Origin of the sequence: Kitasatospora sp. NPDC056446 (assembly GCF_042796115.1) — a bacterium.
In the GTDB taxonomy this organism is placed as follows: domain Bacteria; phylum Actinomycetota; class Actinomycetes; order Streptomycetales; family Streptomycetaceae; genus Kitasatospora.
The window spans coordinates 12,890-20,874 of sequence record NZ_JBHTRF010000113.1 but is presented as its reverse complement, the minus strand read 5'-3'; the positions used below and the strand labels follow the sequence as shown (position 1 = coordinate 20,874).

11 protein-coding genes are annotated in these 7,985 nt (G+C 71.7%); 6 read left to right on the top strand and 5 right to left on the bottom strand.

Annotation, left to right across the window (positions count from 1 at the left end; genetic code table 11):
- Positions 1-138: 138 nt before the first annotated feature.
- From ACFQ6N_RS37840 to ACFQ6N_RS37830, 3 genes are all read right to left on the bottom strand, one after another.
- A complete protein-coding gene (locus ACFQ6N_RS37840; RefSeq protein WP_380658659.1) occupies positions 139-693 on the bottom strand; it encodes a hypothetical protein in 555 nt (184 codons plus the stop codon).
- Positions 694-1,148: 455 nt separating this feature from the next.
- Positions 1,149-1,349: a DUF397 domain-containing protein gene (locus ACFQ6N_RS37835; protein WP_380658658.1), complete on the bottom strand. Its 201-nt coding sequence runs from the start codon at positions 1,347-1,349 to the stop codon at positions 1,149-1,151.
- Positions 1,350-1,359: 10 nt separating this feature from the next.
- Positions 1,360-2,244: a helix-turn-helix domain-containing protein gene (locus ACFQ6N_RS37830; RefSeq protein ID WP_380658656.1), complete on the bottom strand. Its 885-nt coding sequence runs from the start codon at positions 2,242-2,244 to the stop codon at positions 1,360-1,362.
- Between the two features lie 182 nt (positions 2,245-2,426).
- Between ACFQ6N_RS37830 and ACFQ6N_RS37825 the strand changes: the two genes are divergently transcribed.
- From ACFQ6N_RS37825 to ACFQ6N_RS37815, 3 genes are all read left to right on the top strand, one after another.
- Positions 2,427-2,795: an ATP-binding protein gene (locus ACFQ6N_RS37825; protein WP_380658654.1), complete on the top strand. Its 369-nt coding sequence runs from the start codon at positions 2,427-2,429 to the stop codon at positions 2,793-2,795.
- A complete protein-coding gene (locus ACFQ6N_RS37820; protein ID WP_380658653.1) occupies positions 2,792-3,034 on the top strand; it encodes a hypothetical protein in 243 nt (80 codons plus the stop codon). The genes ACFQ6N_RS37825 and ACFQ6N_RS37820 overlap by 4 nt, the downstream gene beginning before the upstream one ends.
- Before the next feature lie 114 nt (positions 3,035-3,148).
- On the top strand, positions 3,149-3,484 hold the full coding sequence (locus ACFQ6N_RS37815; protein WP_380658652.1) for a hypothetical protein: 336 nt from the start codon (positions 3,149-3,151) through the stop codon (positions 3,482-3,484).
- A gap of 73 nt (positions 3,485-3,557) precedes the next feature.
- Here the strand turns inward: ACFQ6N_RS37815 and ACFQ6N_RS37810 are convergent, their stop codons facing one another.
- A complete protein-coding gene (locus ACFQ6N_RS37810) occupies positions 3,558-4,565 on the bottom strand; it encodes a hypothetical protein (RefSeq protein WP_380658651.1) in 1,008 nt (335 codons plus the stop codon).
- Between the two features lie 187 nt (positions 4,566-4,752).
- Between ACFQ6N_RS37810 and ACFQ6N_RS37805 the strand changes: the two genes are divergently transcribed.
- Both ACFQ6N_RS37805 and ACFQ6N_RS37800 read left to right on the top strand, forming a co-directional pair.
- Positions 4,753-5,202 carry a hypothetical protein gene (locus tag ACFQ6N_RS37805; protein ID WP_380658650.1) on the top strand — a complete coding sequence of 150 codons (450 nt, stop codon included), beginning with the start codon at positions 4,753-4,755 and terminating at the stop codon, positions 5,200-5,202.
- A 23-nt stretch (positions 5,203-5,225) separates the two neighbouring features.
- Positions 5,226-5,507 (top strand): hypothetical protein, encoded by a 282-nt coding sequence (locus ACFQ6N_RS37800; protein ID WP_380658649.1) that lies wholly within the window; start codon positions 5,226-5,228, stop codon positions 5,505-5,507.
- A 70-nt stretch (positions 5,508-5,577) separates the two neighbouring features.
- Here ACFQ6N_RS37800 and ACFQ6N_RS37795 read toward each other — a convergent pair whose 3' ends face one another.
- A complete protein-coding gene (locus ACFQ6N_RS37795; protein ID WP_380658648.1) occupies positions 5,578-6,249 on the bottom strand; it encodes a DsbA family oxidoreductase in 672 nt (223 codons plus the stop codon).
- Between the two features lie 208 nt (positions 6,250-6,457).
- Here ACFQ6N_RS37795 and ACFQ6N_RS37790 point away from each other — a divergent pair, with 208 nt between their 5' ends.
- Positions 6,458-7,873 carry an MFS transporter gene (locus tag ACFQ6N_RS37790; protein WP_380658647.1) on the top strand — a complete coding sequence of 472 codons (1,416 nt, stop codon included), beginning with the start codon at positions 6,458-6,460 and terminating at the stop codon, positions 7,871-7,873.
- The last annotated feature ends 112 nt before the right edge of the window (positions 7,874-7,985 follow it).

The following is a 7,985-nucleotide window of genomic DNA, read 5'->3' as shown; positions in this document are numbered from 1 at the left end:
GCAGGGGGGACCCTGTGGGAGAGTAGGACGCCGCCGAACAATCATTCAGAAAAACCCCTGATCCATCATGGATCAGGGGTTTTTCGCATTTCCGGGCCCGGTTCTGAGGGCGTCGGAAATGTCAGGCGGGTTGCGCCGTCACCACTGGATGAGCACGGCGCCGGCCGCGCCCGCGGTCCCGTCCGTGCCGTTCTCGCCGACCACGCCGGGGCTGCCGCTCTGCGGGGTGCCGCCGTTGATCCTGGGCGTGCCGCCCTCGCCGCCGTTGCCGCCTCTGCCACCGAACCCGCCCGAGCCGCCCCGGCCTCCGGCACCGAAGGCGTAGCCACCGGACGCGGTGGCAGCCCCGCCGTCACCGGCCGATCCGAACAGACCGGGTGACCCCCCGGAGCCACCGGGCTGGCCGGGGTAGCCGGAACGGGCAGCGTCCCCGTCGGCGCCGGCTCCTCCGTTCTCCGCTTCGCCGCCGTTGGCGCCGGCCGCCCCGAAGGTGGTCTGCCCTCCGCCGTAAAGACCGCAACTGGGCTGGTTGTACTGGCCGGGAGAAGCCGGTGCCCCGGAGCCTCCGTGGCCGAGGCCGCCTCCGGGCCCGCCGTCACCGATGGATTCGAAGGTGGCCCCCGCGCCGTCGCCGCCCGAGCCGCCGTCACCGTAGCTGCCCGAGTGCCCGCCGCCGCCCGCGGGCGCCTCCACGAGTGCGGGCAGCCCGGCGGAGATGTCTTCCAGCAGGATGTCGGTGTTGTTCCGGGGCAGGATGTCGAGACTCTGCTGGCCGCTCGTACCGTTGCTGCCGTTCGTGCCGGCGTCGTTGTTCCCGGCGCCGCCCGTGCCGCGCCCGCCCCCCGGCCCCCCGGTGGTCCCCGCGTGCGGTTCGCCGACGGCGACCAGCAGGGCGGTGACGGGGCGGAGAACGGGCAGGCTCGCGAGGTCCAGCGTGCAGGTGACGAAGGACCCGGCCTGGCCGCCCTGGCCGCCGCCGCCACCCGCTCCGGCACCCCCGCTACCGCCGCTACCGGCCGCGCCGGGTCCGCCCGGGCCCCACCCCCTGGGGGCAGCGAACTGGGCTGCCTCAGAGGGGAACTGGGCCGAGAAGGAGGTCCGCCCGCTCGTCGGGTTCCGACGAGCGGGCGGGGGAGTGGTGGGGTGGGTCAGGTGAGGTGGTCGAACTCGCCGGCCTTGGCGCCGAGGAGGAAGGCGCGGAGCTCGGCGGTCGAGGTGGTGACGATGAGGGTGGGGTCGTCCGACTCGCGGAGATGGCGAAGGTCATCGGCTCCGGCTGCGAGTTCAACGCAGTTGCCGCCCTCGTTCGATCCACTGAACGATGACTTTTGCCAAAGGAGTTCGGACATCGGACGCCTTTCAAGCTTGCAACAGGTAGAGAAGATGTCGAATGAGTCCCGACGAGTCGCGTGAGGAAAGCGTTGTCAAGGATTGGTCGACAGGCGGCAAAGCCAGCTCACTCAGCTGGTTGAAGGTCTTTCGGTAGGTCTCGATCGACTGCTGGTCGCCAAGATACTCGGTGTGGCTTGGGTGATCCACGACAAGGGTCGATAGCTCCGGAGCCCCAGGGTCGAACAGCACGAATGTGCCGGTGGAAGGCGGCTTCTTCGCGGCTGTGAACGGCAGGACTTGAATGCTGACGTTCGGCAGCTCGGAGACTTCCAGCAGGTGCAGGAGTTGTTCCCTCATGACTGCATCGCCGGGGAATCGCATTCGCAACGCTGTCTCATGGATGACGAAGCGGAACTCGCGTCGTGGCAAGTCTGTGAGAATACGCTGCCGTTGTTGCCGGAACTCGATCTCGGCTTCTACGTCCAACTGTCGGTGTTGGTCGGCATCTTCGTAGATCGCCTCGATGTAGGCGGGCACTTGGAGAAGGCCAGGGACGTAGAAGGTCTCGAAGTTGTCCATCGCGGCTGCGCTGTGGTCGGCCTCGGCAAGATCGAGCAGCAAGGTCGGTACGCGGTCTGCGAAGTCGCTCCACCAGCCCTTTCCGTTGCTCCGTCCCATCTCGGCGAGCTTTGCGCGGAAGACCATGTCGGTGCAGCCGTACGCGTCGAGCCAGACTTCAAGGCGCTCGGAGTTGAGGGTGATCCGGCCGGCCTCGGTGTGGCTCACCGCTGGACCCTTCATCCCCACGAGCGCGCCGGCTTCCGGTGCGGACAACCCCGCTGTCGTGCGAAGGCGTTGCAGCTCCTCGCCGAAGCGTCGTTGCCGCTGGCTGATGGGCCCCTTGTATGCCACTGGTGGTCCCTTCTTGTCGGTGCAGTGTTTCGCATGGGGAGAGCGGCTCGCCACCGCTGAGGTTGCATCATTGCTAGTTCGATTGCAGAGATGGCATCCCGTCCCCTACCGTCAGTGTTGCACCGATCACATGGCGGAGTGTCTGCTTCGTCGATTCCCCTCCTCTCCCTCTGGGGTCTCTCATGCGTGCCTGCAACCCTCCCGACTGGTCCGTCGCTCGGACCGAGCTCTCCGACCTCCTCGCGTCCGCCGGGTGGCCGCCCTCGCTCATCTCCGACGCGGAGCTCGCGCTTCACGAACTCTTCGTCAATGCCTGGCGTCACGCCGGGAGTCCGGCTCCGCTGGTCACCCTCGTCCTCTCCCCGCGATGCCTGCGCGTCTCGGTCTGTGACGACAGCCCCGTCCTCCCCGGTGAGCCCCACGCGCCCGCCGACCTGCTCTCCCTCTCCGGCCGGGGCCTCTTCCTCGTCCGTGCCCTCACCCACCGTTTCGGAGCCGACCCCCGCAAGCAGGGCAAGGTCGTCTGGTTCGAGCTGGAGGCCGTCGCGTGAACCGCCGCTACCCCATGCAGCCCACCGACCCCCGCATCCGGGCCTACACCGAGGACCAGGTCCGCAGCCTCCTCGCCGAACTCCAGGAGCGCGGTCGCGCGTTCGGCCTGATCTTCCCGTCAGCGACCACGGACAAGACCCTCGACGGCCTCGTCCTGGTCAGCTTCAACACGGCCCCGGCCTCGACGTTGATGAACCTCCTCACCCTCCTCTTCGACGCCGACCGTGAGCGCCTGTGAGGTTCCTGGTCGCCGCCGCTTTCCTCGCCCTCCTCGCCCTCGCGTTCGCCACCGTCGCTCTGGGCGTCATCACCACGCTCAAGCTTGCAAGGCCCGATGGAGAAGAGCCCCACGATGCCTGACCCCGCCGCCGACGCCCCCGCCGACGCCCCCACCCCCGCCCCCGCGCCTGACGCGGGCGTCGCCAATGCCCTGGCGGCGGCGAACTACGCCGTCGCCGCCGCCTTCAACACGCTCGCCATCGCCCCCGTGGCGCCGCCCGTGCCCGACGACTTCGACTGGCCGGAGCTCGAAAGCTTCATCCACGACCTGGGCTTCGCCGCCGACGACTCCGACGCGGCCCTCAATCTGTACCGGCTGCTCTTCGCCGTCCAGCGCATCGCCTACCGCGAGGCCGCCGGCCGTAACTCCCCCTGGCTCGCCACCCGCCTGAACCCCCGCCCCCGGTAACCGGGCAGGGCAGGGCACAGCGGAACGCCGCCCCGGGTGAGGACCCGGGGCGGCGTTCCGATCGTGGCGGAGCTCAGGAGCAGGTGTAGCTGGCGGGGTAGCCGGCGTCGTTCCCGATGAGGGTCTTCTCGTCGGTGCTGATCGCGCTGACCTGGAAGTACTGCGAGACCGTGGGAAGCGAGTCCGTGAGCACGCCGTTGCGCCACAGGACGGACCGGATGGTCGACCCGACGAACGCGAGGCCGCCGACGGTTCCGTTGCCGCCGATGGCGTTCGCCGAGAGGGCGCCACCGCCGATGGTCCGCACGAGAGTTCCCTGGGCGTTCCACTCGGCCTCGGAGTTGACCGTGCTGCTGGTGATGCCGCCGACGATGCGACCGTCCCGGATCGCCGTCGGCTCGCCCTTGCCGTTGGTGCCCTGCGCGGCGAGCGGGTGCCACTGGCCGTTGAGGTCCGTGACGAAGCCGCCCGCGTCGGTGTACCCGACGGTCCGGCCCTGCTCGTCGATGTCGGTGACGGTGAGGTAGGTGGTCACGGGCAGGGGCAGTTCGCGGTACGTTCCCGGGGCGCTCGCCGGCCACACCACCAGGACGCTCTTCGATCCGACCGAGGCGGTCCCGGCGATGTCACCGGCGTTGTTGATCACCTTGGCCGATGAGCCGGTCCAGGCCGTACTGGACGGCAGCGCCGTCTTCGTCCCGGTGGAACTCACCTTGACGGCCGTGAAGTTGTTGTTGACGTTGTCGGTGCCCACGATCAGGCCGGCCGAGTTGACGTCCGACACGGTGGTGGTCGCGGGGAGCCGCAGCACGACCTTCCCGTTGTCCCACAGCGTCCCGAGTCCGTTCTTGATGCCGTAGGGGAAGCTGGTGGACATCGTCCCGGTGAGGCCGACTCCGTACCGGGCGCCGTCGGTCCCGTACATGAAGCCGTCGTTCGTGCCGGCCGGCAGTTCCCACGCCGTCTTCGTCCACTGGCAGGCCGCCTGGGGCGCCGCCTGGGCGGTGCCGACCGGCACGAGACCGAGTGCCGTCGTGATCGCCGCCACGGCGAGCACGGATCCATTTCGTCGGTTGAACAAGGGGTCAGCCCTTCTTCGCAATGAATGAACCTTCTGTCGACCGACCCTGGCCGGTGTGCCGTGCCGCGTGAAGCAGTTTGCGTGAGGAGGAAACAACTCGGCAGCGGTGGTGGGCAGTTGGGAGTGATCTTGGAGACGGTGCGGCGTCGGGGGCAGGCGTGGCGCGGGCCGTACTAGCCTGGCCCGCATGGATCCGTTCGAGGACTGTCTGCAGGGCGCCTGGGAGTGGTGGGACGCCGCCATCGAGGACGCCCAGGAGGGCCGCTGGACCCGCACACCCGCCGAACGCCGGGCGATGGACGAGATCGCCGCCGCGGCCCCGGCGTACCTGGACCCGTCCACCGAGATCCCCTGGCACACCCGGCTCGGCCGGCTGGCCGCCTGGGCGGGAACGATCCGCCTCGCCGCCCGGGCCGGCGGCTGGGAGCTCGTGCCCGTCGACGGTGTGACCCCGCCCCGGCCGGCCGGCATGGCCGAACTGCTCTCCGCCATCCACGCGGTCGGCGAGCAGGGCGAGGCCTGGCTGCGGCGACTCCCCGTCGACGGCCCGCCGCCGGCCGGTGCGCTCGTCCGGGCCGAGACCTTCCTCTGCGGGCCGGGATCCGCCGATGACCTGCGCCAGTTCTTCTACGACTGAGGCCTGCCCGTAGCCTGCCCCGTATGACGCACGCCTGGCCCGAGGAAGCCGAGTTCGCCCGCGGTGAGCGGGTGGCGCTGACCACACCGGATCCGCCCCGCCCCGAACTCGGGCACCTGGGAGCGGGACTCCTCGGCACCCGGGGCGTGGTCCTGGGGTGCGGCATCGAGGCCGACGACCGTGACGGCGGGCACGTCGGGCCGGTCTACTACGTGGAGACCGAGGACGGCAGCCCCTGGCGGCTGCGGCCGGAGTTCCTGGTGTCCCTCGGTGGCCCAGACGCCCCAGACGCCTCCGGCTCCTGATCACCCGACCCCGTGCGCGGGAAGTCGGCCGACCCGACTTCCTGCGCCGGCTTCCTGCTCCGGCGGCCGGTCAGGCCTGCGGTGCGAGGGGCGTCAGCGGCAGTGTGACCCGGCTGTCCCAGGCCTGCTCCAGGGCCCGGGTGAACGTTTCCGCAGGCTGGGCGCCCGAGACGCCGAGCCGCCGGTCCAGGACGAAGAACGGCACGCCCGTCGCCCCCATCGCGCTCGCCGTCGCCTCGTCCTCGCGGACCGCCTCCGCGTACGCCTCCGGGTCGGCCAGCACGGCCGCCGCGGCCCCGCCGTCCAGCCCGGCCTCGACCGCCAGCTCCACCAGGCGGGCCGCGTCGAAGGCCGAGCGCTCCTCGGCGAAGTTCGCCCGGTACAGGGCGTCCAGCAGCTCGGCCTGTCGGCCGTGCTCCTTCGCGAAGTGCAGCAGGCGGTGCATGTCGAAGGAGTTCGCCGCGTCGCGCCCCTCGGCCAGGTACGGCAGCCCCTCCCCGCGCGCGTTCTCGGCGATCCGGGCCTCCGCTGCCTCGGCCTGCTCCAGGCTCATCCCGTACTTGGCGGCGAGCAGCGGCACGACCGGCCGGGCCTCGTGCGGCGCGTGCGGGTCCAGTTCGAAGGAGCGGTGCACGACCTCGATCTCCTCGCGGTGGGGGAACGCCTCCAGGGCGCGTTCGAAGCGCGCCTTGCCGACGTAGCACCAGGGGCAGTTGATGTCGCTCCAGACCTCCACACGCACGGTGCCGCTCTCCTTCCAGCCGGGCGCGGACCTTCCGTGCCGGTTCCGGTGCCAACGCACTCGGGCACCTGAATATTTCTCGTACTGAAATATTCAGGTGCGGGCCGTCCGGCCGGGTGGACGGCGTCGGCGTAAGGGTTGAGCTGCCCAAGGGCATGACAGCAGGCTGTGCGGGAGCCGACAACGCGTCCGAGCCAGGGAGTTCGCCATGCGCAGTGCCATCGCCGACCGCCCGCGCTACCGCTGGGCCGTCCTCGGCGTCGCCACCTTCGCCCAGGCCGCCACCTGCTTCTTCGTCCAGGGGATCGGCTCACTCGGGCCGGCCCTGCGGAGCGGCCTCTCGCTCTCCACCGGGCAGCTCGGCCTCCTCCTCTCGGCCGCCCAACTCGTGCCGCTCGTCGGCCTGCTGGTGGTCGGCAGACTGCTCGACCGCTACGACGAACGGTGGATCGTCGGCGCGGGGGCCTGTGTGGTCGCGGCCGGGCTGGCGCTGGGCGCGATGGCGCCCGGGTACGGCACCCTGCTGCTCGCGCTGCTGGTCGTCGGCGCGGGGTACAGCAGTGCCCAGCCCGGCGGGAGCAAGTCGGTGGCGGGGTGGTTCGACGCTTCGCAGCGCGGCCTCGCGATGGGCATCCGGCAGGCGGGACTGCCGCTCGGCGGAGCGCTGGCGGCGGCCGTGCAGCCCGTGCTCGCCGCGACGTTCGGCTGGCGGGCGACGCTGGTCTCGGGAGCGCTGGTGGCGTTCGCGGGGGCGGTCGTCTTCCTGGCGGCCTACCGGCGACCGCCCGCGCTCTCCGCACAGCCGGTGCGGCCCGCACTGCCCGTGCAGCCGGCGCAGCCCGGGCGGCCCGCCGCCCCGACGGCCCCGCCCCCGGCGGGGTCCCGGCTGCGGATGCTCCGCGAACCGGTGATGGTGCGGATCGTGCTCTCCGGGGCCAGCCTGGCCACGGCGCAGAGCGGGATCCTCGTCCTCACCGTCCTGCACCTGCACGACAGCGCCGGGCTGGGCGCGGGGAGCGCGGCCCTGGTCCTGATGGCCGCCCAGTGCGCGGGCATCGCCGGCCGGATCGGCCTCGCGGCGTGGAGCGACCGGGCCCGGTCCGGCCGGCACACCACCGTCCTCACCTGCATGGCCGCCGTCACCGCCGGAACGCTCGCCCTCGCGACCCCGCTCGGGGCCCACCCGGTGACCGCCTGCCCGCTCTTCGTCCTGCTCGGCTTCTTCGGCTTCGGCTGGTACGGACCGTGGGTCGCCCATGTCACCGAGTCCGCCCCGCCCGGCCGCACCGGCTCCGTGCTCGGCCTCGCGATGGCCGCCAACCAGGTCGCCGTCGTCCTCGCCCCGCCGGCCCTCGGCCTCCTGCGCGACGCCACCCGCGGCTTCGCCCTGCCCTGGTGCCTCCTTGCGGCCCTCACCGCGGCCGGCCTGGCCGCCACGGCCCTGGCCGGCGGCCGGGGCGAGGGGCGGCAGCAGCGCGGGTGGCGGGAGGGGCGGGAGCGGGAAGTCGGCGGGCCCGACTTCCCGCGCACGGCGCCGGACCGGCCCGGTGCACCGTCCCCGCTGCCCGCCGACGGTGACGGCGGGCCGGTGGCCCCGGGCGGGTGGAGGGAGCGGCGGGGGTAGTGGGAGCGGCGGGAGTGGGGGGGGGGGGCCCCCCCCCGGGCCCCCCCCCCCCCGCCCGCGGGCGGAATAAAAAAAAACAACCCACCAACCAGCAAAAAAAAACGAATTGGGG

Excerpts from the sequence above, each read along its gene's own strand:
- ACFQ6N_RS37835 (WP_380658658.1), bottom strand. The coding sequence starts at position 1,349 with ATGTCCGAACTCCTTTGGCAAAAGTCATCGTTCAGTGGATCGAACGAG.
- ACFQ6N_RS37825 (WP_380658654.1), top strand. The coding sequence starts at position 2,427 with ATGCGTGCCTGCAACCCTCCCGACTGGTCCGTCGCTCGGACCGAGCTC.
- ACFQ6N_RS37815 (WP_380658652.1), top strand. The coding sequence starts at position 3,149 with ATGCCTGACCCCGCCGCCGACGCCCCCGCCGACGCCCCCACCCCCGCC.
- ACFQ6N_RS37805 (WP_380658650.1), top strand. The coding sequence starts at position 4,753 with ATGGATCCGTTCGAGGACTGTCTGCAGGGCGCCTGGGAGTGGTGGGAC.
- ACFQ6N_RS37800 (WP_380658649.1), top strand. The coding sequence starts at position 5,226 with ATGACGCACGCCTGGCCCGAGGAAGCCGAGTTCGCCCGCGGTGAGCGG.
- ACFQ6N_RS37790 (WP_380658647.1), top strand. The coding sequence starts at position 6,458 with ATGCGCAGTGCCATCGCCGACCGCCCGCGCTACCGCTGGGCCGTCCTC.